This window comes from Rhodopila sp., assembly GCF_035548235.1.
Classification (GTDB): Bacteria; Pseudomonadota; Alphaproteobacteria; order Acetobacterales; family Acetobacteraceae; genus Rhodopila.
On record NZ_DASZTJ010000140.1, the window covers coordinates 1 to 24,518 of the forward strand.

Annotated in this window: 18 protein-coding genes, 1 tRNA gene and 1 pseudogene; 7 read left to right on the plus strand and 13 right to left on the minus strand. The window is 67.6% G+C overall.

Annotation, left to right across the window (positions count from 1 at the left end; translation table 11 throughout):
• A partial coding sequence (locus VHB27_RS12335) for an alpha-2-macroglobulin family protein (protein ID WP_325600765.1) occupies positions 1-4,336 on the plus strand: 4,336 nt, incomplete at its 5' end.
• 40 nt (positions 4,337-4,376) lie between these two features.
• On the plus strand, positions 4,377-6,686 hold the full coding sequence (locus tag VHB27_RS12340; protein ID WP_325600767.1) for a transglycosylase domain-containing protein: 2,310 nt from the start codon (positions 4,377-4,379) through the stop codon (positions 6,684-6,686).
• Between the two features lie 128 nt (positions 6,687-6,814).
• Here the strand turns inward: VHB27_RS12340 and VHB27_RS12345 are convergent, their stop codons facing one another.
• The 6 genes from VHB27_RS12345 to VHB27_RS12370 form a co-directional block, all read right to left on the minus strand.
• Positions 6,815-8,917, minus strand: a complete 2,103-nt coding sequence (locus tag VHB27_RS12345; protein WP_325600769.1) for a xanthine dehydrogenase family protein molybdopterin-binding subunit — start codon at positions 8,915-8,917, stop codon at positions 6,815-6,817.
• Positions 8,914-9,381 (minus strand): (2Fe-2S)-binding protein, encoded by a 468-nt coding sequence (locus VHB27_RS12350; protein ID WP_325600772.1) that lies wholly within the window; start codon positions 9,379-9,381, stop codon positions 8,914-8,916. Before VHB27_RS12350 ends, VHB27_RS12345 begins: the two co-directional genes overlap by 4 nt.
• Complete coding sequence (locus VHB27_RS12355) at positions 9,378-10,166, minus strand: creatininase family protein (RefSeq protein WP_325600774.1); 789 nt, start codon at positions 10,164-10,166, stop codon at positions 9,378-9,380. The genes VHB27_RS12350 and VHB27_RS12355 overlap by 4 nt, the downstream gene beginning before the upstream one ends.
• A 121-nt stretch (positions 10,167-10,287) precedes the next feature.
• On the minus strand, positions 10,288-10,692 hold the full coding sequence (locus VHB27_RS12360) for a carboxymuconolactone decarboxylase family protein (protein ID WP_325600776.1): 405 nt from the start codon (positions 10,690-10,692) through the stop codon (positions 10,288-10,290).
• A gap of 125 nt (positions 10,693-10,817) precedes the next feature.
• Entirely contained in the window at positions 10,818-12,170 is a 1,353-nt protein-coding gene (locus VHB27_RS12365; protein ID WP_325600778.1) for a hypothetical protein, read from the minus strand.
• A 235-nt stretch (positions 12,171-12,405) separates the two neighbouring features.
• Entirely contained in the window at positions 12,406-13,068 is a 663-nt protein-coding gene (locus tag VHB27_RS12370; RefSeq protein ID WP_325600780.1) for a peroxiredoxin, read from the minus strand.
• A 475-nt stretch (positions 13,069-13,543) separates the two neighbouring features.
• Between VHB27_RS12370 and VHB27_RS24790 the strand changes: the two genes are divergently transcribed.
• A complete protein-coding gene (locus tag VHB27_RS24790) occupies positions 13,544-13,678 on the plus strand; it encodes a hypothetical protein (protein WP_408903996.1) in 135 nt (44 codons plus the stop codon).
• Between the two features lie 160 nt (positions 13,679-13,838).
• On the opposite strand, the gene VHB27_RS12375 is transcribed toward VHB27_RS24790, so the two are convergent.
• A complete protein-coding gene (locus tag VHB27_RS12375; protein WP_325600782.1) occupies positions 13,839-14,396 on the minus strand; it encodes a ferritin-like domain-containing protein in 558 nt (185 codons plus the stop codon).
• Between the two features lie 197 nt (positions 14,397-14,593).
• Here VHB27_RS12375 and VHB27_RS12380 point away from each other — a divergent pair, with 197 nt between their 5' ends.
• A complete protein-coding gene (locus VHB27_RS12380) occupies positions 14,594-14,818 on the plus strand; it encodes an antitoxin MazE family protein (RefSeq protein ID WP_325600784.1) in 225 nt (74 codons plus the stop codon).
• Positions 14,815-15,180, plus strand: a complete 366-nt coding sequence (locus VHB27_RS12385) for a type II toxin-antitoxin system PemK/MazF family toxin (protein ID WP_325600786.1) — start codon at positions 14,815-14,817, stop codon at positions 15,178-15,180. Before VHB27_RS12380 ends, VHB27_RS12385 begins: the two co-directional genes overlap by 4 nt.
• Positions 15,181-15,188: 8 nt before the next feature.
• Here VHB27_RS12385 and VHB27_RS12390 read toward each other — a convergent pair whose 3' ends face one another.
• From VHB27_RS12390 to VHB27_RS12410, 5 genes and pseudogenes are all read right to left on the minus strand, one after another.
• Complete coding sequence (locus tag VHB27_RS12390; protein ID WP_325600788.1) at positions 15,189-16,199, minus strand: zinc-dependent alcohol dehydrogenase family protein; 1,011 nt, start codon at positions 16,197-16,199, stop codon at positions 15,189-15,191.
• Between the two features lie 7 nt (positions 16,200-16,206).
• The gene (gene adhP / locus VHB27_RS12395) at positions 16,207-17,235 is read right to left on the minus strand and encodes an alcohol dehydrogenase AdhP (protein WP_325600791.1); all 1,029 of its coding nucleotides are present in this window, start codon (positions 17,233-17,235) and stop codon (positions 16,207-16,209) included.
• Positions 17,236-17,351: 116 nt separating this feature from the next.
• Positions 17,352-18,749: pseudogene (locus VHB27_RS12400) on the minus strand (NAD-dependent succinate-semialdehyde dehydrogenase); the annotation flags it as partial.
• A 282-nt stretch (positions 18,750-19,031) separates the two neighbouring features.
• Positions 19,032-20,432: a phosphatase PAP2 family protein gene (locus tag VHB27_RS12405; RefSeq protein ID WP_325600793.1), complete on the minus strand. Its 1,401-nt coding sequence runs from the start codon at positions 20,430-20,432 to the stop codon at positions 19,032-19,034.
• Positions 20,433-20,710: 278 nt separating this feature from the next.
• The gene (locus tag VHB27_RS12410) at positions 20,711-21,304 is read right to left on the minus strand and encodes a TetR/AcrR family transcriptional regulator (protein WP_325600795.1); all 594 of its coding nucleotides are present in this window, start codon (positions 21,302-21,304) and stop codon (positions 20,711-20,713) included.
• Positions 21,305-21,437: 133 nt separating this feature from the next.
• On the opposite strand from VHB27_RS12410, the gene VHB27_RS12415 reads away from it, so the two are divergent.
• The gene (locus tag VHB27_RS12415) at positions 21,438-22,508 is read left to right on the plus strand and encodes a medium chain dehydrogenase/reductase family protein (protein WP_325600797.1); all 1,071 of its coding nucleotides are present in this window, start codon (positions 21,438-21,440) and stop codon (positions 22,506-22,508) included.
• 207 nt (positions 22,509-22,715) lie between these two features.
• Positions 22,716-24,227, plus strand: coding sequence for an MFS transporter (locus tag VHB27_RS12420; protein ID WP_325600799.1), 1,512 nt, complete (start codon positions 22,716-22,718; stop codon positions 24,225-24,227).
• 145 nt (positions 24,228-24,372) lie between these two features.
• On the opposite strand, the gene VHB27_RS12425 is transcribed toward VHB27_RS12420, so the two are convergent.
• Positions 24,373-24,462, minus strand: a tRNA-Ser gene (locus VHB27_RS12425).
• Positions 24,463-24,518: the final 56 nt, after the last annotated feature.

Consider the following 24,518-nt stretch of genomic DNA (forward strand, 5'->3'; position numbering starts at 1 on the left):
GCGTATCGCCGGACCGCGCCAGCCGGGCACCTACCTGGTCGGGCTGCGGCCCCTGCGCGGCGGGATGCGCCATTGGGTGCGCATCCAGGTCACCGACCTGTCGCTGACCACGGTCGAGGAGCCGGGCCGCGTGCGCTTCGCCGTCACCTCGCTGTCGACGGCCCAGCCCGTGCCGGGCGCGCAGATCCGGATCGAGGGGCTGGTGGACAAGCAATACCGCACCCTGATGACCGGCACGACCGACGCGGACGGCGCATTCACCTATGTGCCGCGTGACGGCGGCCAGGCCGCGCCCGAACGCATCATCGTGCAGAAGGCGACCGATACGCTGGTGCTGCGGACCTCGCCCGGCCCCGAGGCCTATGCCAACGGCAACTGGACCCGGCCCGGCACCACCTGGCTCGCCTGGCCCTTCACCAAGACCGCCGTCTCCGCCAGGGCCGAGAAGCCGCGGACCCTATGCCACGTCTTCACCGAACGGCCGATCTACCGGCCCGAGGAACCCGTGGAAATCCGCGGCTACGTCCGCAGCTACCTGCACGGCGCGATCAGCTATGCGACCGGCAAGGGCACGCTGCTGGTCCAGGGTCCGGACAAACAGGAATGGCGGTTCCCGATCATGCTGGACGACACCAGCGGGTTCTATGTCCATTTCGACGCCAAGACGGTCGCGACCGGGGACTACACCGTCTCCTACCAGCCGGCCAACGCGGAAGCCTGCGACAGCGCCAGCTTCAAGAAGGAAGCCTATCGCCTGCCGACTTTCGAGGTGCTGCTGAACCACGCCCCGCAGGTGCCGCTCGACGCGCCGTTCCAGGTGTCGCTGCTGGCACGCTACTACGCCGGCGGCGTGGTGACGGACCGGCCGATCACCTGGCGGGTCACCCAGTTCCCCTATACCTGGACCCCGCCGGGACGCGACGGCTTCCTGTTCTCCAGCGACGCGCGGTTTTCGGGCGACCAGACCTTCCGCTCGACGCCGGTGATGCAGAGCAACGGCAAGACCGACGGCGGCGGGGCGGCGACGCTGACGCTGGACCCGACGCTGGAGCCGACGGCGCAGCCGCGGACCTATATGGTCGAGGCGACGGTGACCGGCGATGACGGCCAGCAGATCCGCAACGTTGCCCAGATCCCCGCGCTGCCGCCCTTCGCCTTGGGCGTGAAGATGCCGCGCTACCTGCCCAAGCCCGGCACGCTGTCGGCCGAGCTGCTGGCGCTGGATGCGTCCGGCAAGCCGTATCCGAAGCTGGACATGACGGTGAAGCTGATCAAGCGCGACTGGAACTCGGTCCTGCAGGCCAGCGACTTCACCCAGGGTTCGGCCAAATACGTCACGCAGGAGATCGACCGCACGATCGAGGAGCGGCACGTCACCAGCACCGACGCGGCGCAGACGCTGGCCTTCGACGCCAAGGAAGCCGGCGTGTATGTCGTGGAGGTCTCGGCCGCCGACCGGCTGGGGCGCAGGCAGACCGTGCGCGTGGACTGCTTCATGGCCGGCGACACGCCTGTCACCTGGTCGCGGCCGCCGGCCAAGACGGTGACGCTGAAGACCGACAAGGACGACTACGCCCCCGGCGAGACCGCCACGCTGCTGATCGAAAGCCCGTTCCAGACCGGCCGGGCGCTGGTGGTGACGGAGGAACCGGAGGGATTGTTCGATTACCAGTGGGCGGATGTGGCGAACGGCGTCGGCCGGATCAGCCTGCCGGTCCGCAAGGCCCAGATGCCGCGGTTTCCGGTGCACGTGCTGCTGATGCGCGGGCGGCTGGCCGGTCCGCCGCCCTCGGCGACCGCACCGTTCGACCTGGGCAAGCCGACCACCCTGGCGGCCACCGCCTGGGTGAAGGTCCGCCCGGTCCAGAACCGCGTCAACGTGACGTTCGAGGCGCCGGCCACTGCCAGGCCGGCCCAGACCGTGGACGTGGCGCTGCGCCTGACCGACGAGGCGGGGCACCCGCTGTCCGGCGAGGCGACGTTCTGGATGGTCGACCAGGCCGTGCTGGCGCTGGCCAAGGAAGCGCCGCTGGACCCGCTGCCGAACTTCATCGTCCAGCGTCCCTCCCGCATGGTCGCGCGCGACACCCGCAACATGGCGTTCGGGATCATTCCCCTGGAGGAGTATCCGGGCGGCGGCGAGGGGAACGAAAACCCCGGCATCGCCAACATCTCCGTCCGGCGGAACTTCACGCCGGTGCCGATCTACCTGCCGCATGTGAAGATCGGGCCTGACGGCATCGCGCATGTGCCGGTGAAGCTGCCCGACACGCTGACGGTGTTCATGCTGCGCGCCGAGGTGACCAGCGGGCCGGACCGGTTCGGCTACGCCACCGGGAAGATGCAGATCCGACAGCCGATCGTGGCGCAGCCGGTGCTGCCGCGCTTCCTGCGGCCGGGCGACAGCTTCGACGCCGAGGTCCTTGGCCGCGTCATCGAAGGCCCGGGCGGCGCCGGCACCGCCGTGTTCAGCGGCGACGGCGTGGCCGCCAGCAGCGGCAACGAGCAAGGTTTCACTTGGCAGGCCGTTGGGCAGGCCATTGGGCAGGCCATTGGGCAGGCCAGCGGGCAGGCCAGCGCCCCGGTGAAGGTGGTGTTCCCGGTCAGCGTGCCGGAGCCGCCGCCCGGAACCGATACCGCGCATATCCGCTTCCTGGTGCGCCGGAATTCGGACCAGGTCGGCGACGCGGTGGAAATCGCGCTGCCGATCCGCCCCGACCGCCCGCCGGTGCATGAACGACGGCTGGTGGAGGTCGCGGCCGGCGGCTCCGCCGACCTGCCGGCCCCGCCCGCCGATGTACGGCCTGGGTCCTATGCCAGCTCGCTCGCCGTCGCCACCGATCCGGCGCTCGCGCGATCGCTGGCGGCGCTGGACTACCTGCTGGCGTACCCGTTCGGCTGCACGGAGCAGCGGATCGCGCTGGCATCCTCGGAGTTGGCGCTGCTGCCCTTCGCGCCGATCGCCGGCGCCGAGGGGCTGGCGAAACGTGCCACCGCCGACGTCGCCGCAGCCTTGCAGGCGATCGCGCAGGCAGTGGATGAAAACGGGCTGGTCGGCTACTGGCCGCATACGCGCGGCCTGGTGACGCTGACGGCGTGGTCCTATGACCTGATGATCCGCGCGCAGGCGGCCAAGCTGCCGGTGGACACCGCATTGCGCGACCGGCTGGCGACCGTGCTGACGCAGTCGCTGCGATCGGACTATCCGCATCTGCTGACGGATTCGGCGATGGTGGAGCGGGCGACCGCGCTCTATGCCCTCGCCGAGGGCGGCAAGCTCGACGCCGCCTATGCGAGCGAACTCGCTCGGACCGCCGGGGCGCTGAACACCAGCGGGCTGGCGATGGTGGTCTCGGCGATCGCGGCGACGCCCAATGCCGATCGGGCGCTGGTGGCGGGACTGCTGGAGACGCTGTGGACGCGGGTGCATATCCTGGCGCGCAACGGCCAGCCGGCCTTCGCCGGGCTGGCGGATTTCGACGCCGATCCGCTGGTCCTGCCGTCGGAGACCCGCAGCCTGGCCGAGGTCACGCGGGCGGTGGCGATCGCGACGCCGAACGAGCCGCGGCTGGCGCTGCTGCGGTCAGGGCTGGTGGGGCTGGGCGGTCCGGACGGCTGGGGCAGCACCAATGCCGATGCCGCCGCGCTGCGGGCGCTGGCGAGCGGCTGGGACACCGGGACGGCGCCGGTGAAGGTGTCGGCGACATTCCCCGACGGGACGCATGACGCGACGCTGGACCGCGCGACGCCGATGGCGCGCTGGACCTCGGCGCGGCCGGGGCCGATGCGGGTGGTCGATGCCGGACCATCGCCGGTGCTGGCGCTGCGGCAGACAGTTTATGTCCCCTCGCAGCCAGGATGGCAGGCGACGCCGGTGCAGCAGGGGTTCGTGCTGACCCGCGGGCTGATGCGGGTTCCGGCCGGAAACGCGCCGATGGCGGCATTGCAGCCCGACGCCGACGGCACGATCCACCTGAAGACCGGCGACGTGGTCGAGGAGACGGCGGAACTTGTGAACCCCGAACCGCGGACGATGGTCGCGCTGGTGCTGCCGATCGCGGCGGGGCTGGAGCCGCTGAACCCGAACCTGGCGACGGCGCCGGCAGAGGCGACGCCCTCGGCCGGCCCGACGCTGGTGCCGACCTACACGGCGTTCGGCGACGACTCGGTGATGTATGTCTACGAGTCGCTGCCGGCGGGCACGTTCCAGTTCCGCTTCCGCGCGCAGGCGAGCACGGTGGGACGGTTCACCCAGCCGCCGGGGACGGCGGAGACGATGTACCGCCAGGGCGTCAGCGGTGCGAGCGCCGGGACGCGGATCGCGATCGGGCCGTGACGATGGCCCGTCATCCCGCCCTGACGGGAGAGGAAAGGCCGTGAGGCCCCGTCCGCGCTGGCTGGTCGGCGCGGCGCTGCTGGTCGGCGTCGGGGTCTACGTTCATGCCGTCGCGTCACGGGCGCATTTCGAGTCTCCGGCCCCCACGCCGATCGTCTATGACCGCCACGGTGCCTTCCTCGCTCAGTTCGGCGACGCGACGCCCGCCGGCGCCGTCGAATACGGGTTCTGGCCGGTCGAGCACCTGCCGCGGCGCGTCGTCAGCGCCACGCTCGCCGTCGAGGACCGGCGGTTCTGGGGCCATCCCGGCATCGATCCCCGTGCGGTGCTGCGGGCCCTGTGGCAGGACGCGACCGCGTGGCGCCGCCGCTCCGGCGCGTCCACCATCGCCATGCAGGTCGCCCGCATGCAGCACCCGGAGGCGCGGACGCTCTGGGCCAAAGCGGTCGAGGCCGGCACAGCGGTCGCCCTGACCGCGCGATACGGCCACGCGGCAGTGCTGGCGCAGTATCTGCGGCTGGTGCCCTACGGCAATGGCAGCCACGGCATCGGGCACGCCGCCCGCTGGTATTTCAACAAGCCTGCCGCCGATCTGAGCTGGGCCGAGATCGCCCTGCTCTGCGCCGTGCCGCGCGCCCCGGCCGCCTATAACCCGCTGCACCCCGCCGGGCTGCGCCGTGCTCGGGTCCATGCCGGCCTGATCCTGCGGCGCCTGCGCGACGAGTCGATGATGACCGGCGCCGAATACCAGGCGGCCACGGCGCAATTGGCAGTGCTGGAGCCCGGTCCCGCGCCGCGTCGGCCGGCCGAGGCACTGCATCCGATCCTGCGCCTGAAGGCCTTGCTGGCGAACGCGCCCCCGGCCGATACGGCGGACGACAGGGTGACGGCGACGCTCGACCTGCGGGTGCAGCGCATGGCGACGGCGCTGCTGCGGGCGCACCTGGCGTCATGGCGGCAGGACGGGGCACAGCAGGCGGCGCTGATGGTGGTCCAGCGCGGCAGCAACGCGGTGCTGGCGGCGGTTGGATCGGACGCCTATGGCGACCCGCATGGCGGATCGATCGACTTCACCCGCGCTATCCGGTCTCCGGGCAGCACATTAAAACCGTTCCTCTACGCGGCGGCATTGCAGCGGGGCCTGGTGCATCCGGCGGACATGCTGGAGGACAGCCCAGGCCAGGTCGGGGCGATCCACAACGCGGATTCGCGCTACCTGGGACCGCTGCCGCCCGGGCAGGCGCTGGCGAACTCGCGGAACGTCCCGGCGGCGGACGTGCTGCGCCGCCTGGGGCTGGGCGCCGGGTTCGACCTGTTCCGGGCGCTGGGCGTGCAGGCGCTGGAGGCGACGCCGGACAGCCTGGGGCTGGCGATGGCGATCGGCGCGCTGCCGACCAGCCTGGACCGCCTGACGGACGCCTATACGGCGCTGGCGGACGATGGCGTGCAGCACGGGCTGCGGTGGTATCGCGGCCAGGACGAGCCTCCGCCCAAGCGTGTCTTCCCGGTCGCCGCGGCGCGGGAAGTCGGGCTGTTCCTGTCGGACCCTCTCGCGCGGCTGCCGAGTTTCGCGCGGTACGGCAGCACCGAATACCCGTTCGCCGTGGCGGTGAAGACGGGCACGTCGCAGGGATATCGCGACGCATGGACGGTGGCATGGTCGGGGCGGTTCGTGGTGGGCGCCTGGGTGGGCCGAGCGGATGCGGGCACGATGGCGCGACTAGGCGGGGCGAACAGCGCGGCGGCATTGGTGCGGTCGGTCATGCTGGCGCTGCACGGGACCCGTCCCGGCGACCTGCTGGACGTCAACTTCGCGCAGCCCGACGGATACGCACCCGTCCCGGTCTGCGCCGGCCCCGACGAGACGGAGACAGGCCGGTGCGACCACACGCTGCTGACCTGGGTGCCGGAGACGGAGCGGCCGACGGTGCGGTCCCCGGAGCGCGCCAGGGAGCTTCCCAGGGAGCTTCCCGGGGAGCTTCCCGTGGGGCAAGCCCAGTGGCAGCCACAGGGGCTACCATTGGGGCAGTCCCTCGGAGGGCAGCCCACCGCGCCCGCGAGTCCGGTTCCCCCGGACCAGCCGGTGCGGTTGTCGATCGTGACGCCCGAAGCAGGCACCCGGGTCTGGCGCAATCCGGAAAGCCCGGCGGAGGCGAACCGGCTGCTGCTGCGGGCGAAGACCTCGCCGCGTGTGCCGCAGATCGTCTGGTACGTGGACGGAAGCCCGTTCGCGCTGACCGATCCGGGAACGCCGGTGGCCTGGCCGATGCAGACCGGGAAACACAAGTTCCAGATCGGATTGCCGTTACGACCGGAACGATCGGTGCCCGTGGTACTGACGGTGCAGTAACGACCGCGGACCGCAGGCCGTATCGTCGTCATCCACGTCGCGATTTTCTCCGCGATCCGGTGGCCCCGGCAACGTCGCGTCGTCGAGGCGGCGGCACGCAACGATCCGAGGCGGGGCCGGCACCACGCTCACGACATCGCGGCGGCGATTCGATCGCGCGTCAACGGCATTTCCCGCACACGCACGCCCAACGCGTGATAGACCGCATTGCCGATCGCGGCGGCCGTCGGGCCGAACGTGCATTCTCCCATCCCCAACGTCGGCATGTCCGGATTGTGCATGATGACCGTCTCGATCTCGGGGACTTCGGAGAACGTCAGGATCGGATAGGTCGACCAATCCAGCGACGAGATCCCGTTTCCGCCGAAACTGACCTGTTCCTTCAGGGTCATGCTGGCAGCGTGGACGATGCCGCCTTCCAGTTGGTTGCGGGCGCCGTCAGGGTTGATGACGAGGCCGGCATCGGCGGCACACCAGACGCGCCGCAGGACGACGTCCTTGTCGACCTCCAACTCCACCGCGACGCAGGCATAGGCGGCCTTGTTCTTATAGCGGCTCCAGGCCAGCCCAAGCCCCCGGCCGGAGCCGACCGGCCCGCGGCTCGCCCAACCGCAGCGGTTGGAAACGTTCTCGATCAACCGCCGCGCCCGCGGGTCCGACAATAAAGACATACGATACGAAACAGGATCGGCCCCGGCCCGTTCAGCCAGCTCGTCCATGAAGCATTCCAGCGCGTAGACATTCGGCAGCGCGCCCAGGCCGCGCAGCGACGACGTCCGCACGGGCGTCGCCAGCGCCAGATGGTGGATCACCCGCTTCGCCGGGAAATCGTACAAGGGGAAAGCATTGCGCGTGCCCCCGCCGCCGTTCGCCTCGGTCGGATCGTTCGCCTTCGACGGCGGCGGCGGGTCGGGCAGCGCCTCGTGGGCCAGCATGTTGCCGCCGAACACCGGACGCTGGACATGCGAGCCGGCCCAGACCTCCACCGTCCAGTCCGTCGGACGGCCGGCCTCGTCCAGCGCGGCGCGGATGCGGGTCATGTGCGCCGTGCTGACGGGTTCGAAGCCGAACTCCTCTTCCCGCCGCCATTGCACCCGGATGACGGTATCGGGCTTGCGCATCGCGATCACGGCGGCGTCCAGGGCAGCGTCGTCGGCGCCATTATGGCCATAGCAGCCGGCGCCGTGGGCATGGCGGACGGTCACCTGATCCCGCTTCAGCCCAAGGATGTCCGCCAGGCTGTTGCGCAGCGGATAGACGCCCTGGGTGTGCGACCAGACCGACAGGTGGCCGTCCCGGAACACCGCCAGCCCGCAGGACGGGCCAAGCGCCGCATGCGCGACGAACGGACGGGCATAGGTCCGGCTGACGATGGCGCCGGTCTCGGCCGGCGGCGTCGCGTCACCGAGATGACGGTCGTCCGACGGTTGCGTCTGGAACCACGACGCGTCCTGCATCGCCGGCGTCAACGTCCGCACGCCGGTCCAGGCCGCATGCGCCGGGGCAGCCGCCGCCGCGCGCTGCACCGCAGTCTCCTCGGCGCCGACGAAGGCGACGAAGTCGCCGACGCGCACGACCTCGATCGCCGCTTTCGCGGCCCGCCGCACCGCCGCCTCATCCAGCGACACCAGGCGCGCGCCGTAAGAGGGCTGGCGCAGCACCCGGGCATGCAGCATGCCGGGGAAGGTCATGTCGTGGATGAAGGCGGCGCCGGAGACTTTCGCGACCAGGTCGCGCCGGGGCACCGGCTGGCCGACGATCCTGTAGGCCGAAGGCGGTTTCGGCGCGGCAGCGCCTTCGATGTCGGCGGCGAAGTCCTCGGGCCCGGCGAAATTCCAGTAGTCGTAGCCGGTCGGGTTGCCGCCCTGCAGGAACGCCCCGTCATCGACCGTCAGGTCCTCCGGCGCGCAATTCAGCCGTTGCGCCAGGCGGCCCAGCACCCGCGCCCGCAGCTCCGCGCTGACCAGCCGCACGGAACGGCCCGAGACCTCGATCGACTGGCTGGAGCTGGTGGAGCCCTCGTCCGGCGCGTCCTCGGTATCGCCCGAGAGGATGTCGATGCGGTCCAACGCGACGTCCAGCTCCTCGGCGGCGATCTGCGAGAGGGCGATCAGCACGCCCTGCCCGATCTCCACCTTGCCGACGGCGAGCTTCACGGTGCGGTCGGGCTGGAACCGCAGCCATTTGTCCAGGCGGCGGTTGTTGACGATGCTGAGGGGCAGGTCGCTCATGCCGACGCTCCCATCTCGGCCGCCTTCCGTACCGCGGCGATGATCCGCGTATGGGTCCCGCATCGGCACAGATGCCGATCCAGCGCCGCGACGATCTCCGCTCGGCCGGGCGACGGATTGCGGGCCAGCAGCGCGGCGGCGGAGACGATGATGCCGGACAGGCAATAGCCGCACTGGCCGGCCTGCTCTTCCAGGAAGGCGCGCTGCAGGACGTGCGGCGCGTCCGGGGTGCCGAGACCCTCGATCGTGGTGACGGCGTGTCCGGCGACCGTGCCGATCTCGCGCGCGCAGGAATAGGCCGCGACGCCGTCGATCAGCACCATGCAGGCGCCGCATTGCTCCAACCCGCAGCCGTAGCGGGTGCCTTTCAGGTCCAGCTCGTTGCGCAGCACGTCCAGCAGGGGGGTGGCGGGGTCGGCGGACACCGTCACCGGCCGGTCGTTCACCGTCAGCGCGAGGGTCATGTCAGCGTCTCCGACTTCCAGGGCAAGGCCCATAGTTCGGGGTTACACAGCTTGTCCGCCAGCGCTGCGGCGATCGCGTCGAACAGCGCCTCGCCCTTCGCCGGGCTGGCCGCCTCGGGGTTGCCGACGACGCCGGAACCGGAGCGGCTGCCGATGCTGCGCCACAGATAGACGCCGGGACCGACCACGTCGGCGGTGTCGGGCGAGGTGTTGGATTTGGCCAGCGGGATGCGGTCCTCGGCCACGAGGTCGGGACGGACGGCCATCATCATGGCGGTCTCCGCCTCGCACGCATGCTGCAAGCCGCGCTGGGTTTCCAGGATGCCGCCGATCTCGGCCGCCGCGGCATACCAATAGGTGAACTGCACGATCGGGACGCCGAGCTTGGGGGTCAGGTCGTCGGTGATGGTGCGAAGGGCGTTCTCGTTGCCGCCATGCGCGTTCAGCAGGACGACGCGGCGGAAGCCGTGGCGCAGGATGGATCTCACCACACCCTCCACGACGGCAGCGAAGGTCGCGTTATCCAGCGTGATGGTGCCGCCGAAGCTCATGTGGTGTTCGGACAGGCCGGTCCACAGGACGGGCAGCACCAGCACCTCCTGGCCCTTGGCCTGGATTTTCAGGGCGGTGCGGGCGGCGACCGTCTCGCCCAGCATCGTGTCGACCTCGACGGGCAGATGCGGGCCGTGCTGCTCGATGGCGGCGATGGGCAGGATGACGATCGCGTCCTTCCTGGCCTGGTCGCGTAACTGGTCCGCCCGCAGCTTGCGCCATTCGTAGTGCATTCCCATCCCCCTTTGTCCGGCGACAGAAGGCCACGGGTCGCGGCGTTGGGGAAGAGGCGGCGGCCGGGGCCCCGAGACCAGCCGCCGCGCCGTTCCGATCGTCCCCCGCAAGGCGGGCGCGTCAGACCATGAATTCAGGGTCCACCGGGATTTGCAGCCCGGTCGCGAGGCCGTTCGTCTCGCACGCCATGCCGACGATCGCCAGCAGGTGCATGTGCTGGGCGTCCGTCATCCCGCGCTGCTTCGCTGCGGCCGTGTGCGAATGGATGCAGTACGAGCAGCCGTTGGCCGTGGAGACGGCGATATAGATCAGTTCCCGGGTCAGCGGGTCCAGCGCGCCATCGCCGCCCATGATGGCCCGCACGCTTTCCCAGGTGCGTTTCAGGGTTGGCGGATCGTTGGCGAGGGCGCGCCAGAAATTGTTCACGAAGTCCGATTTGCGCGTGCTTCGGATGTCGTCGAACACGGCTTTCACGGCCGGGTCGCGCTCGACCTCGGCATCCGTCCAGATGCGGACTGTTGTCATGACGGCTTCCTCCTTGGCTGCGCGCGGCCCCAGGTTGGCAAGGCGGGCGTGCGCCGTCCAGGTGTGCGGGGGCAGGTCCACGGGCACGCTCAGTCCGGCCGGACGGCACGGAGCGCGGGTCGGTCTCAGTGCTTGCCGAACAGGTCGGTGATGTCGAACGGCACGTTCACGACCACGCCGCCGGAGATGCCGGGCGTCGGCTTGGTGTCGGGCCCGGTCATGGGGCCCTGGAGGCCGCCCAGCACCTGGACGCCGACCTGGATGTGACCGTTGAGGAACTTGAAGTCGCCGCTCTTGAACGCCGGCGTGAGCAGGATCTGCCCGCCCGCGGCGACCTGCCAGCCGCCGGTGACCGTGGTCTGTCCCGTCAGCGTCCGAGACCAGTTGGCATTGACGGCCACCTGCACCAGCCCGCTGACCTGGATCCAGCCTTCGAGCAGCGGCTTCACGATCGCCTCCTGCCCCGCCGCCGACAGGCCCATGATCCTGCCGGACTCGTCCAGCGTCACCTGGCCCTGGAAACTGCTCTCCATACCGCCCGAATCATTGGCGTGGTGCTGGCGGGTGATGGTGAAGGAGAACTGGTGCTGGGTCGTCTTCTGCCCTGGTGCGGCCTGCAGCTTGTCCGGCACCAGCGTGTAGCCGAAGACAAGCTGGGTCTTGTTGCCGCCGCGTGCGGCCACGTATTGCTGGCGGATATGCTTCAGCACCTCGTCGCGCGTGGATGCCGGATACTGGCCGAGCGCGGCGAAGGCCTTGTCGGCGACGGCCTCGACGGTGGTGTCCTTGCCGTCGAGCAGGCAGGCCGCCCCGGCCGGATCGCGCATCGCGGGCACGTCGAAATCGTGGGCCTTCAGGAAGTCGTCGACGGCACTCATTTCCGAGATCTTCATGACCTGCACATCGGTCAGGCCCGTGCCGGTGGAGGGCAGGCGCAGGCCGGGAACCTGGTTCCCCGGCCCGACGAAGGGGATGCTGCCGAAATTGGCCGGCGGCGTGGGCGACAGCGAGGCGGTGATGACCTTGCGCACCAGCGGCTCGGGTTGCTGCGTGCCGGCGACGGCCGCCTTCACCGCGTCCGACAGCGCCATGTCCTCCCCGTTCAGCAGGACATGCTGCTCGACGCTGCCTTTCCCGGCCCCGTCCGGCTGCGTTTCGGGTGGTGCGAACTCGTGTTTGTCGAGCCAGTCCCGGATGATCTTCTCCGGGTCGACCGAGGGGGGCTGCGGTGGTGCGGCCGTTGGGTTGGTGACGGGCGGGTTGGCGGCGGGCGGGTTGGCGGCGGGCGGGTTGGCGGCGGGTGACGCTGCCGGATTGGGTGCAGCGCCTGCCAGGGGCGGCGGAACGGAGACCGGGACATCGATGGCGTCGACCGGCGCGTCCGGGTCCTCGTCCGGCATGCCCATCAGCGCCCCGGCGGGCACGCGGCAAAAGCCGGCGACCCAGTGATAGTGCTTCGTCGACAATAGATCGGCCATGGGCCCAGTCTCCGGACACGGAGGGACTGATATCGACCTGGTTGCCAGGACAAGTATTCAGGTCGTTGTCATATCCGAGGTTATCCGATCCGCGATGGGAACGGCAATACCCCCGCCCGGCGCGCGGCAGCGAGGGTATTTTGTTACTCTATTGTATCGTCCTGGGCCGTGATGCAATATAAGCCCGTCCGTGACCCAATAACGGCCGGACGGGCCAACGCGTCGGTTGCTGGTATCAGTCCTTCGGCTGGGCGACGACGCGGAGATAGGGCTTCAGGGTCTTCCAGCCGTTCGGATATTTCGCCGCGGCCGCCTCATCGGACACCGTGGGCGGAATGATCACGTCCTGGCCGGGGCGCCAGTTCACCGGCGTCGCCACCGTGTGCTTCGTCGTCAACTGGCAGGAGTCCAAAAGCCGCAGCACCTCGTCGAAGTTGCGGCCGGTGCTCATGGGATAGGTCAGCATCGCCTTGATCCTCTTGTCCGGACCGATGACGAAGACCGAGCGGACGGTGGCGTTGTCGGCGGCGGTGCGGCCGTCTGATGTGGTGCCCGCGCCCTCGGGCAGCATGTCATACGCCGTCGCCACCTTCAGGTCGGTGTCGCCGATCATCGGATAGTTGACGGCGTGACCTTGGGTTTCCTCGATGTCGCCGGCCCATTTGGCATGGTTTTCCACCGGGTCGACGCTAAGGCCGATGATCTTTGTGTTGCGCTTGTCGAACTCCGGCTTCAGCCGCGCCATGTATCCAAGTTCCGTCGTGCAGACCGGGGTGAAGTCCTTGGGATGGGAGAACAGGATCGCCCAGCTATCGCCGATCCAATCGTGGAAATTGATCGTTCCCTCGGTCGTCCTGGCGGTGAAATTCGGGGCCTCGGCATTGATGCGAAGTGACATGTCGGTGATCTTCTCCTCGGGCTGCGGGCGGACGCGGCGCCCGCGTCGGGTTGGTTTCGCGTATGCGTCGCGGCGGCGCACGCGGATGCGCCGCACCCGTCAAAGGTGGCGGTGACGGAGCGGGATGCAATGCCTCGCCAGCAGACGGCCAGCCTGCCCTTGCCGTTCCGTGCGTCGCCTGTCCCGGGCGGGACATGCATGTTGCCATACAGGAACAAGAAGACACCGCGATCCGCCGCGGGGTCTTGCGGTCGGGACCGTTCTTTCCGAAGGTATCCACATGAATCGCCGAACCGCCCTTTTCACGCTCATGTCCGTCGTCGCGGCGCCCCTTGGGGTCGCGATGGCGCAATCGCCGCCGCCGCAAGGTCCGCCGCCAGGGGGACCGCCTCCGGCAGGGCCACCGCCTGGCATGGGTGGCCATCCGCCGCCGAGGCCACGGGTCTCACCCCCACCGCCGTACCATCGTCCCCCCATGCCGCCGCCGCGGTCGGAGCGTCGGCCCCCGCCGCCGCCGGGCCGGTGGCAATGGGTCCCTGGCCGCTGGCGCTGGAATGGCACCCGGTGGCTCTGGCATCCGGGAAGCTGGCAGCGGCGCTACGCCTCCTGAGCCTGCGGTCCCTCGGAACGGCCCCTGGGAACGGCCCCTGGGAACGACCCCTGGGAACGGCCCCTTTGGAACGGCCCCCTTCGAGGGGGCCGTTTTGCGTCGCCGGCATGCGCTTCGCGGCCCGGCAGGGCGGTCAGGCGGCGGCGTTCCGGATGGATCCCTATGCGTCCTGGCCGCCACGCGCCTGCAGCAGGTCCAGCATGTCGTTCGCATGCTCTTCCTCCACGCCGAGGATATCTTCCAGCATCACCCGCGTGGTCGGGTCGTCATCCCCGAAATAGCGGATCAGCTCGCGATAATGTTCGACCGCGATCCGTTCGGCGATCAGGTTTTCCCGGATCATCTCGATCAGGCTGTCGGCCTCGGCGTATTGGGAGGCGGATCGGGACGTCAAAATCTCGGGATTGAAATCCGGCTTGCCGCCAAGCTGGTTGATCCGTTCGGCGACGGCGGTCATGTGCGCCTGCTCTTCCTTCGCGTGCGCGGCGAACTCCTGCTTCACCGCCTCCGAGGCGATGCCGGTCGCCACGATCGCATGCTGCGTGTAGCGCAGGACGCAGACGATCTCGGTCGCGAGGACGCTTTGCAGGATGTCGATCGTCCTGCCGACATCGCCGCGATAGGCCGGCGTCACGGCGCCGTCGGAGAGGCTCTTCCTGGCTTTCTCCCGCAGCATCTTGACGTCGGAGAGAAAGGCTTGGTTCCGGGATGACGGCATAAGGGACTCCCCTGATCGATGGCCCTGCCGCGGGGAACGCGTCCCGGTCCGGACGGTGCCGCCCGCGGAACAACACGTTCGGGGGAAGCAGCTGCGCCTGCGGTTTCCGCGCCGATGGCGGCGGACGGGGTTGTTGAAGGGCTGGTCAAGGCACGCGGGGCGCACTAAGTTACATGTAACGCTACGGGAGCTCGATCATGGTCTCGGCATCACGACCCAGGTCCTCTCGCGTCAAGGTACGGGAACATCGCGAACGGCAGCGGTCGCAGGGCCTGCGACCCATCCAGATTTGGGTGCCGGACGTGCGTGCATCGTCCTTCCGGTCGGAAGCGCATCGCCAGTCCCTGGCCGTGGCGGCGGGTGCCCACGCCCACGACGATCAGGCATTCATCGACGCTGCATCGGACTGGGGCGATGAATGAGGCGCGGCGACATCCGGACGGTCGCCGGCGGCAAGGGCTACGGGGGAAAGCCACGCCCCGTCGTCATCGTGCAGGATGACAGCTTCGACGCGACCGACTCCATCACCATCTGCGCCTTCACGACGGATGAAACCGAAGCGCCGCTGTTCCGGCTGCCTGTGGAGCCAAACGAACGCAACGGGCTGCGTGCCACCTGCCGGCTGATGGTGGACAAGATCACCACCGTCCCGAAATCCAAAATCGGGGTCCATGTCGGTCGCCTGGACAACGAGGACATCCTGCGGCTGAACCAGGCGATCCTGGTTTTTCTCGGGTTGGCCGCGTCTTCCAGGGGCAAGCGGGTGTCGCGTCCGGCGCCGTGATCGTCCGGCTACGCCCCGGCCATCGTCGTGACCCCGGGTGGAACCAGCACGGCCGCGCCGTCGAAGCGCCCGGCGCGAAGATCGGCAAGCGCCCGGTTGGCGTCCTGCAAGGGATAGGCCGTGGTTTTGGTCGCGATGCCGATCCTGGGGGCGAGCGACAGGAATTCCAGCCCGTCCTTGCGGGTCAGGTTCGCGACCGAGAGCACCTGCCTTTCCTCCCACAGCAGGGAATACGGAAAGCTCGGGATGTCGCTCATGTGGATGTCGGCGCACACCACGCGGCCGCCCTTGCGCACGGCTTTCAAAGCTGCCGGCACCAGGGCGCCGACCGGTGCGAACAGGATCGCGGCGTCCAGCGGTTCGGGCGGCAACTCGTCGGAGCCGCCCGCCCAGCACGCCCCCAGTCCCCGTGCGAATTGCTGGGAAACGCCATCGCCCGGGCGGGTGAAGGCGAAGACCGAACGCCCCTGCCAGCGCGCCACCTGGGCGATGATGTGCGCCGCGGCGCCGAAGCCGTAGAGGCCGAGGCGTCCGCCCTCCCCCGCCATGGTCAGCGAGCGCCACCCGATCAGGCCGGCGCACAGCAGCGGCGCCAAGGCGACGTCGCCGCCGTCCTCGCCCAACGGGAACGCGAAACGCGCATCGGCGATCGTGGCGGTCGCATAGCCGCCGTCGCGGGTATAGCCGGTGAACTCGGGCGCGTCGCACAGGTTCTCGTGCTCCGTGCGGCAATACGGACAGGTGCCGCAACTGCGGCCGAGCCAGGGAACGCCGACCCTTTCGCCGAGGTGAAGGCCGGTGACGCCGGCCCCCAGCGCCTCGACGCGGCCGACGATCTCGTGGCCGGGGATGATCGGCAGGTGCGGATTGGGCAGTTCGCCGTCCACCACGTGTAGGTCGGTCCGACAGACGCCGCAGGCCGTCACCCGAATCCGGATCTCGCCGGGTCCGGGGGTCCGGTCGGGTTGCTCGGTCCATTCGAGGGGCTGGCCGAGTGCCTTGAGGACCATGGCCTGCATGACGCGATTACCTCTCGAAGTCGATCACGATGCGACCCTGGATATCGCCCTTGTGCATGCGGGCAAAGATATCGTTGATGTCTTCAAGCGTCTCGGTCGCGACCGTCGCCTTGACCTTGCCCTGTCCGGCGAAGTCGAGCGCTTCCTGCAGGTCGAGCCGCGTTCCGACGATCGAGCCGCGCACGGTCACGCCGTTGAGCACGGTGTCGAAGATGGAGAGCGGAAAGTCCCCCGGCGGCAGCCCGTTCAGCGACACCGTCCCGCCCCGGCCGACCATGCCCAGCGCCTGCTCGAACGCCTTCGGCGATACGGCCGTGACGAGGACTCCTTCGGCTCCGCCGACCTGCTTCTTCACGAAGGCCGCGGGATCTTCCTTGCGGGCGTTCACGGCCAGCGTCGCGCCCAGCCGCCTGGCGAGGTCGAGCTTCGCGTCGTCGATGTCGACGGCGATGACGTTGCGGCCCATCGCCTTCGCGTATTGGACCGCCATATGCCCCAGGCCGCCGATCCCCGAGATCACCACCCAGTCTCCGGGCTTGGTGTCGGTCACCTTGAGACCCTTGTAGACGGTCACGCCCGCGCACAGGATCGGCGCGATCTCCACGAAGGACACGTTGTCCGGCAGGTGACCGACATAGTCCGGGTCCGCGACCACGTATTCGGCGAAGCTGCCGTTCACCGAATAACCGGTGTTCTGCTGCTCCTCGCACAATGTTTCCCAGCCGGCGAGGCAGTGCTTGCAGTGCCCACACGCGGTGTAGAGCCAGGGCACGCCGACCCGGTCGCCTTCCTTGATATGCTTGACGCCGGCCCCAACCGCCACGACGTGGCCCACGCCCTCATGGCCGGGGATGAACGGCGGCTTCGGCTTGACGGGCCAGTCGCCGTCGGCGGCATGAAGGTCGGTATGGCAGACCCCGGTCGCGGCGATCTTGACCAGGATCTGGCCGGGACCCGCCGTCGGAACGTTGACCTCCTCGATCACCAGCGGCTTTCCGAATTCACGGACAACGGCAGCTTTCATCGTTTTGGGCATGGAAACCTCCTTGACCTCGACGCCGGCACGGAGAGCCAAGCGGGCCTCCGGCCTTCAGGGGAGTTGCAACTGGCCGCCGCCCCGGTTCCCGGACGGATCCGCGGCGGCGGGACGCCTCAGAACCGCGCATCGATATCCACGACGTCGATCAGCTTGTGGTTCACGAACTCCTTGAGTCCGAGGCCCAGAAGCTCCCGGCCATAACCGGACCGGCGGACGCCCCCGAACGGCAGGTCGGCCTCGACCTTGGTCGGATGGTTCACGAACACCATGCCGGTCGAAATCTTCTTCGCCACCTCGGCACCGTGCTGCGGGTCGGAGGTGAAGACCGAACCGCCGAGGCCGAACGGGGAGTCGTTCGCGATGCGGATCGCGTCAGCCTCGTCCTTCGCGCGGAACAGCATCGAGACCGGACCGAAGAATTCCCAGTAGCGGGCCGGATTGTCCTCGGCGACGTCGGTCAGGATCGTCGGCTGCACGAAGGCGCCGTGGTTGGGTACGGGTGGCCCCACTTCCTCCGCCTTGGCGCCATGGGCGACGGCCTGCTTGATCTTCTGCTTGATGTCGTCCGCCGCCCCTTGGGACGACAGCGGCGCCAGGGTCGTCTTGGGATCGAAAGGATCGCCCGCCTTGAGCGCCGCGACGCCCGCGCGGTAGCGGGTCACGAAAGCGTCATAGACCGCGTCGACGACGATCATGCGCTTGGAGGAGACGCAGACCTGGCCACCGTTCCAGTGCCGGCCGAACACGGCCCATCCGACGGTCTTTTCCAGGTCGGCATCGGCCAGGACGACGAACGCGTCGGCACCGCCAAGCTCCATCGTGGACTTCTTGAGCGCCTTGCCGGCCTGCGCGGCGACCACCGCACCCGCGTCCTCGGAGCCGGTCAGCGCCACCCCGTGGACGCGCGGATCGTTGATGATCGCCTGCACCTGGGAACGCGTCGCATAGAGATTGGTGAACGCCCCTGCCGGCAGGCCTGCCTCGCGCATCAGCCGCTCAAACGCGGCGGCGCTTTGCGGTACGTTGGAGGCATGCTTCAGCAGCATCGTGTTGCCCACGGAAAGCTGGGGCGCGATGATCCGCGCGACCTGGTAATAGGGGAAATTCCACGGCTCGATCGCCAGGATGACGCCCAGCGGTTCGCAGACGATGACGGCCTGGCCCTCGGCGGGATCGGCGACGGGCAGTGCCTCCGACCGCAGCAAGCGTTCGGCGTTGTGGACGTAATACTCGAAGATTTTCGCCGACAGCTCGACCTCGGCCTTCGCTTCGGTGAACAGCTTGCCCATTTCGAGGGTCAGGAGCTTGGCATAGTCGTCGGCGTTCTTGCGCAGAAGGTCGGCGGCCTTTTGCAGGACGGCACCCCTGGCGGCGAAGGACGTTTCCCGCCATCCCAGGAAGGCCGCATGCGCCGCGTCGATCGCCCGTGCGACTTCGGCATCCGTGGCGTTGGTGAAAGTTCCGAGAACCTCGCCGGTGTAGGGATAAGTGGTTGCATATGTCACGTCTTGCTCCTTTCTCCAAAGCGTCGGACAAGCCGTCGCATCGCTTCTGGGCGGCCAACTGCCAGTTTGAAAGAACCTTCGGAGCGATCGCGATTGGGGCGCCGAGGTTCAGCAAGCTGTTGGGTGCAACCTAGGTTCGCGGATCCTTCCACGCTTTGATCGGGATCAACCGGCAACGCCGAGGCGTTGCAAGGTCGCCGGGACCAAGCAACGTGATCAGGACTGCGAAAAATCGAGGACGGGAACGACGGACGAAGGGAAGCGATCGTGCTGCGCCTTCCCGCGCGGCTACGGGTTTCCGGTCTTTCCCCTGTGCCGGTCATGTCCCGCCGCAATCGCTTCCTTGGATGCGCGATAGAGGTCCAGGCGCGAATAGACCCCGAAAGCAGACCCATCGTCGAGGAAGCCCCCGCCCGGCCCCTCGGTCGCCGTCAGGATCGCGTCGGCCCGGGCCAGCGTCAGATAGGGGAACGCAACGGTCAGCAGGTAGCCGGCTTCCGGCGCCAGCTTGGCGACGTCCTCGGGGGCCGCCGCCGCCTGCTGGTGGACCACCGGCAGGCCATAGGTCTGCGTCGCCTCGTAGAAAGCCTGGTCCTTGGCCGGATCGGCGAAGCGGCCATCATCCTGCCTGGCGCAGACCACCACCCGGTTGCCGCAGCCGGAGGCAAGGACCCTGGCGAGATCGGCGCGGGCCGCGCGCACGGCCTTGCGAAAATCCCCGATGACAAGACCGTGCCGGTTCACCCCCGCATAGCCGGGCCTGTTTGCGAGGAGTTGCGCCAGGTCGTACGTGGCGAGCGTCCGGCCGCCCAATACGTCCATAGCGTAGTGCGCCCCCATGATGATGCGGCTGTTGCCGTATTCGGCGGCGCGCGCCACCATCTCCGGATACCGCTCGGGTACCAGCAGCGCGAGCAGGAGCGCCTCGGTATAGCCATAGGCGGTGTGGCCGCTGGGATATGACGGACTATTGACCAGGTCCTGCGCCGGTCCTCGCAGGTAAGCGAGATTGCCGGACTGAACCCCGAAGAAGTCCTTGCCCTCGAAAACCAGGAGATGCGGCTGGGTCATGAAGGGCCGGGAGTTGCCATAGCGGTTCGCGCCATCGCTGCCCGCCGGTCGACCATAGGCCTTGCCGAAAAAATCCGGGCTGCCGGCGATCGCCGTCAGGATCCCGATCGCCGCGCCTGACGCCCGCGTCTTGCCGTCGAGCGTCTCATTGGCGAAGAAGAACTTGGCCAGCGCCGAATCGGCACGCTCCGTGGTGGAGGCATAGGCGATCAGGTGCGCGACCGCGGGCGACAGGTTGGTGAACGCAGAGGTCTTGCCGTCGTCCGCGCTTTTGTACTGGACGACCGCCTGGTAGGCGCCATCGAGCTTGGTGCCGAGACCATCGGCGAGTTCGAGCGCGTTGCCCCCGGTGATGAAGGCGTCGCGCAACGCCTGCTGCTGTTCCTCGGCGAAGGGACGCAATCCCGGCTGGTTGGCCGTGCCCTGCTGGATGGCGCCCGTGACGGCGAGATTGGCCGCGAGCGCCGCTTTCCCGGCATCCGTGTTCTGCAGGGCCGCCACCGGCGCCAGCCCGCGCAGCGCGGCGAGATTGGCCGCCGTCTGCGCGTTCACGCTCGGTGCCGCAACGAAGGTGGAGAGGAGGAGCGCGGCGGCCCCGAGGCAGTTCAAGATTCGCATTCGCCAGCCAGTCCAAGCCAGAAGTGTCGTTGCAACACTACCCGAGTTCGCCTGTGTCCGACCATCCGTGCGCTTCACGCCCGGCAAGCAACCCGTCCTTGGAGCGTGAACCCGGTGTGAAGCAGTTCGACGTCCGTGAACCCAGCCTCTCGCAGCGCGGCCTCGTGTTGCTCCTGGAACAAGGCCGGCAGTCGCTCCCTCATTGTAACGATACTTCTCTCAGCCGTCGTCGCCGAGACGCCGGCGTTTGAGAATTCGCCGATGCCTCACATGATCGTTCAACAGCCGCCCAGCCCCGCAATCGCGAATTTGGCCAAGGACGCGGAAAACGCCTGATCCAACGGCTCGTCCATGAGTAAACGATACCACATGGCGCCATACAGCGTAGTCACCACAACATCGAGATCGGAGGCCTTTGGAATTTCACCTCGATCGCGACCGGCCTGAAGTAGACGACGGAAAGCCTCACGTCGAGGACGTATGAATCGCTGCCGCATGAGCGCCCGAAATTCGGGGTCGTGCTGGGCGTAGGCCATGAGGACTCGGACTGCCGGTCCAGTCTCCCTGAGCGCATCAAACATACGATTGAGAAAATCCGCGATATCAACGCTCAACGGGCCACGATAATCGGCTTCATCGATCTCATCCTCGGCATGAGATCTGAAGGCATCGAGCACCAACTCCGCTTTGCCGGACCACCTTCGGTAGATTGCTTCCTTTCCGGCGCGGGCGCGGTCTGCGATCATTCTAGTCGTGACAGCGTCATAGCCGTGTTCTCCGACGAGTTCTCTCGCCGCTCGCAGAATCGCCGGTCCAGTGGTTTCGCTGCGAGGGCGCCCCCTTGAACCCCGCCGACCCCCCTCTTTGGTCATCGTCCGTCAGGCCTCTTTGGCTATTTACAGGTCTATTGGACCCATAATATAGTGAACAGCGGAGATGGCTAGCCCGATTTCGCAGGGACCGAGGCTCGTCCACCCTGCGTGCAGCCGAGCCTGGGAGGATGCGATGAAGGCGGTATGGCTAGAGACAACCGGCAGTCCACTGCAGATCGTCGATCGTCCGGAACCGAAGGCGTCGCCCGACGGCGTTGTCGTTGCGGTTCGTGCGGTGCGGGTCCCCAGCTACACTCGACAAGTCGTGGACGGAACGCTGGGCTACGATCTTCCCACGCCCCTGGTTCCAGGTCCCGCCTGCATTGGTCGGATCGAGCAGACCGGCTCAAACGTCTTTGGGCTCAAAGTCGGCCAATGGGTTCTTTGCAACTCCCTCTTGAGTTCGGGCGACGTGTCGGGGTCGTCAGACGAAATCTTGATCGGATGGACCGGCAATGGAACGGCCCGCTCGCAGGAAATGCAACGCGCGTGGCGTCACGGAAGCTTTGCCGAAATGGCGCACTACCCGGAGACATGTTTGACACCGCTGCTCGGTGCCGAAGCGATCGATATCGCTCGGCTACCTTTTCTCGCCTCCCTTGCCATCGCGGCAGGCGGTCTCGATCGGGGGGAATTGAGTGCCGGCCAAACCGTGATCGTCAATGGAGCAACCGGCCAGCTCGGCAGCGCCGCAATCTTATTTGCGCTTGCGCGCGGTGCCGCTCGCGTTGTCGCGGTTGGGCGGAACGCAGACAAGCTGAAGAGCTTGGCGCAGCGATCGCGCCGGATAGAGTCTTTTGTCAGCTCGGGCGAGCGCGGCCGTGATGCCGCAAGGCTTCGGGAACTGTGCGGTGGCGGCGCCGATCTCGTGGCGGATTATTTGGGCCGCGTGCCCAGTCCCGCGATGACGCTTGCCGCGATCGATGCTTTGAAGGTCGGCGGAACGGCCGTGCTCGTTGGCGGCGTGCGTCATGATCTTGGTCTTCCCTATTCTGACCTGATGCGGAAGCAGCTCACGGTTCGAGGTTCATTCATGTTCAGCCGCGAGACTGCCTTGGAGTGCTGGCGTCTCGTACAGACTGGCGTAATCGACCTGGCTTCGGTGCAGGCCACTTGCTTCAGATTGGATGAAATCGAAAAAGCGATGGACGATGCCGCCGAGAGAGGAGGCTTCGAGATAACCGTTTTGCTTCCGACCGATTGATATGAGATCGCGCGTGGATACCCTCCCAGACCATTTCGACACAACTGAGACCGGTGGTTCCGTGTCAATCAAAGAGTATTTTGACGATATGGCAATCGATCGGAGGTCAAGTCGTGCCATGGCGGCCGCCGCTATTTGACGTCCGAGATCATGGATTCCAGCCCAGCGTAAGCGATGGTGATGCGACCACCGAAGGACATCGCCCGCATGACTGCTTCCGCCATACAGGACATCGAAAAAGCCAGCGCCAGCCGGAGTTGGTGGACTTTTGGCGTGCTCATGACGGCGCAATTCATGTACGTAATGGACGCCTTCATTGTGAATGTGGCACTGCCCGCGATCCGCACCGACCTTTCCGCGACGCCAAGCGAAATACAGGGCGTCATCGTCCTTTATCTGATCACAATGGCTACATTGGTCATTACGGGTGGACGGCTCGGCGACATCTACGGGACAAGGCTGGTATTCCTGGCAGGTCTCGCCGGCTTTACCGTCGCTTCGCTGCTCTGCGGGCTGGCGGTCTCGGGGGGCACGTTGGTCATCGCGCGTGCCGCGCAAGGCACGTCGGCAGCTCTTATGGTTCCACAGGTCCTGGCGACGACCCACCGGCTGTTCCAGGGGGCCGATCGAGGACGCGCGTTCGGTATATACGGCGTCGTCCTTGGCGTAGGCGCCGCCGTCGGGATGACTCTCGGTGGTTGCCTTGTCGTTCTAAACATCGCCGGGCTAGGATGGCGGTCGATCTTCGTGATCAACGTGCCCATCGGCATAGGGTTGATCGCAGCCACGCTGAGATTGGCCCCCCATATCCCGCGCAGACCCGATGTTCGCCTGGACGCTGCAGGCGCCGCCACGCTGTTTCTCGCGCTGCTCTGCTTGCTCGGGCCAATTCTGGTCGGCCAGGAGCTGGAGTGGCCGCGCTGGTTGTTCGCGGTGATGGGCATCGGCTTCCTTTTCTTGGTGTTGTTTTGGGCTGTTGAGGCAAAGATCGCCCACGGCGGCGGACTGCCGCTCATCCAAGTCGACATGTTGAAGCGGCGGCCGACCGCGCTGCCGTTCCTGGCTGTCCTTTTCTTTTCATTCGCCAACATCGCGTTCTATTTCGTCATAACTCAATACATGCAGTTGGGATTGAGATATTCGCCGCTGGAAACGGGCGCGGCGGTTCTGCCTCTTGTTCTCGCCTTCTCCGTGGTGTCCCGCCTGGCCGGACCGCGCGCCCAGCGCAGCGGTCCTCGGGCCATGATCGAGGGATGCGCGGTCCAGGCTGGGGGGCTGGCACTTATTGCGCTGATCGTGGGCATGGAAGCAGCGCCTGGTCCGGCGGCTTTCGCCGCGCTGCTGGTTCCTTTCGGGGCTGGACAAGGAATGGTGCTGGCGCCCCTGTCGAGTCTGGCGCTCAGCAAGGTTCACGCCGACCATGCCGGTTCGGGCGCCGGCACGCTCAGCACGGTGCAGCAGATCGGCAACGCGACGGGCGTGGCGCTCGTTGGCGCGCTCTATTTTGCGATGCAGGCCCATCACTCCGATCGGATCGCAATGCTGGCTGCTTTGGGAGCACTCGCGGTCGCAGTCATTGCGGCAGCGTGTTCGCTTGGGTTGTCCTTCGAGTCGACGGAGCTGCGACCACCAAGGGTCGCCGATATGGCAATAAGGGAGGATTCGCCGCTCGTGAACGACGAGGGCTGCAGCTACGGCGCTGGAAGTCCATCCGCCTAGGATGGCGCGCCGGCATTTGCACGCGCTGTCGCCAGCCTAGGCGCGACGGTGCTCAACCCGTTTAAGGACGCTCCCAATCACCGCCGATCGTAGTGTCGGCCGTTCGCGGATAGCGTAGCGGCCTACAGCACAGGAATCTGCGGGCTGGCGGAGAGAGTGGGATTCGAACCCACGGTACGCTTGCACGTACACACGCTTTCCAAGCGTGCGCCTTAAGCCGCTCGGCCATCTCTCCAAACGCAGGGCGGGAGGCATAGCAGACCGCCGCGATAGTGCAACCGTAATTTGGAC

Bases quoted from the DNA above. Each gene is read 5' to 3' on its own strand.
- VHB27_RS12345 (WP_325600769.1), bottom strand. From the start codon at position 8,917: ATGAGCGACCTGCCCCTCAGCATCGTCAACAACCGCCGCCTGGACAAA.
- VHB27_RS12350 (WP_325600772.1), bottom strand. From the start codon at position 9,381: ATGACCCTCGCGCTGACGGTGAACGACCGGCCGGTGACGGTGTCCGCC.
- VHB27_RS12355 (WP_325600774.1), bottom strand. From the start codon at position 10,166: ATGCACTACGAATGGCGCAAGCTGCGGGCGGACCAGTTACGCGACCAG.
- VHB27_RS12360 (WP_325600776.1), bottom strand. From the start codon at position 10,692: ATGACAACAGTCCGCATCTGGACGGATGCCGAGGTCGAGCGCGACCCG.
- VHB27_RS12365 (WP_325600778.1), bottom strand. From the start codon at position 12,170: ATGGCCGATCTATTGTCGACGAAGCACTATCACTGGGTCGCCGGCTTT.
- VHB27_RS12370 (WP_325600780.1), bottom strand. From the start codon at position 13,068: ATGTCACTTCGCATCAATGCCGAGGCCCCGAATTTCACCGCCAGGACG.
- VHB27_RS24790 (WP_408903996.1), top strand. From the start codon at position 13,544: ATGCCGCCGCCGCGGTCGGAGCGTCGGCCCCCGCCGCCGCCGGGCCGG.
- VHB27_RS12375 (WP_325600782.1), bottom strand. From the start codon at position 14,396: ATGCCGTCATCCCGGAACCAAGCCTTTCTCTCCGACGTCAAGATGCTG.
- VHB27_RS12380 (WP_325600784.1), top strand. From the start codon at position 14,594: ATGGTCTCGGCATCACGACCCAGGTCCTCTCGCGTCAAGGTACGGGAA.
- VHB27_RS12385 (WP_325600786.1), top strand. From the start codon at position 14,815: ATGAGGCGCGGCGACATCCGGACGGTCGCCGGCGGCAAGGGCTACGGG.
- VHB27_RS12390 (WP_325600788.1), bottom strand. From the start codon at position 16,199: ATGCAGGCCATGGTCCTCAAGGCACTCGGCCAGCCCCTCGAATGGACC.
- adhP (WP_325600791.1), bottom strand. From the start codon at position 17,235: ATGCCCAAAACGATGAAAGCTGCCGTTGTCCGTGAATTCGGAAAGCCG.
- VHB27_RS12405 (WP_325600793.1), bottom strand. From the start codon at position 20,432: ATGCGAATCTTGAACTGCCTCGGGGCCGCCGCGCTCCTCCTCTCCACC.
- VHB27_RS12410 (WP_325600795.1), bottom strand. From the start codon at position 21,304: ATGACCAAAGAGGGGGGTCGGCGGGGTTCAAGGGGGCGCCCTCGCAGC.
- VHB27_RS12415 (WP_325600797.1), top strand. From the start codon at position 21,438: ATGAAGGCGGTATGGCTAGAGACAACCGGCAGTCCACTGCAGATCGTC.
- VHB27_RS12420 (WP_325600799.1), top strand. From the start codon at position 22,716: ATGACTGCTTCCGCCATACAGGACATCGAAAAAGCCAGCGCCAGCCGG.